Here is an 830-nt window from a genome sequence, read left to right on the forward strand (position 1 = left end):
AAGAGGGTGGGAGGCGGTGGGGGGCGAAGGGAAGTGCCCCCCAACGACACAACCCACGACAAGGGACAGCAATGCGCGTTTCAGTGATCGGATGCGGGCACCTCGGAGCCCCGCACGCCGCCGCGATGGCCGAGCTCGGCCACGAAGTCATCGGGGTCGAACTCGACCCGGAGACCTGCAAGATCCTCCAGACCGGCCGCGGCCACTTCTACGAGAAGGGCCTGGACGAGCTGCTGGCCACGTACGTCCCCACTGGCCGTTTGCGGTTCACCACGAGCCTGGAGGAGGCCGCCGACTTCGCTGACCTCCACTTCATCGCGGTCGGTACCCCACTGCGTGCCGACGGCCGGGGCTATGACGTGGGCCAGGTCGTCGGCGCGGTCCGTTCCCTGGCGCCGCTTCTGACCCGTCCCGCCACCATCGTTGGCAAGTCCACCGTCACGGTCGGGACCGTCGCCCGACTCCAAGAGATCCTCACCGAGCACGCCGCAGCGGGCGCCAACCTCGTATGGAACCCCGAGTTCCTGCGTGAGGGCCACGCCGTCGAAGACTCCCTGTACCCGGACCGAATCGTCGCCGGCCTGACCTCACCGGAGGCGGAGAAAGCCATCCGAGAGGTGTACGCCCCGATCCTCGCCCGCGATGGGGTCGAACTGATCGTCACCGACCCGGCGACCGCGGAAGTCCTCAAGAGCGCAGCGAACACCTTCCTGGCCACCAAAATTTCGTTCATCAACGCCATGGCGGAGGTCTGCGAGATCGCCGGAGCCGACGTCAGCACCGTGGCGTACGGCATCGGCCTTGATCCGCGCATCGGACACGGCGGAATG

The 830-nt window shown here is 67.3% G+C and carries 1 protein-coding gene; it reads left to right on the forward strand.

Annotation, left to right across the window (positions count from 1 at the left end; all coding sequences use genetic code 11):
* Positions 1–71: 71 nt before the first annotated feature.
* On the forward strand, positions 72–830 hold a 759-nt coding region (locus tag ACTWQJ_RS51895), incomplete at its 3' end, for a nucleotide sugar dehydrogenase (RefSeq protein WP_443313280.1).

This window comes from Streptomyces sp. KR55, assembly GCF_052245645.1.
GTDB lineage: Bacteria > Actinomycetota > Actinomycetes > Streptomycetales > Streptomycetaceae > Streptomyces > Streptomyces flavusporus.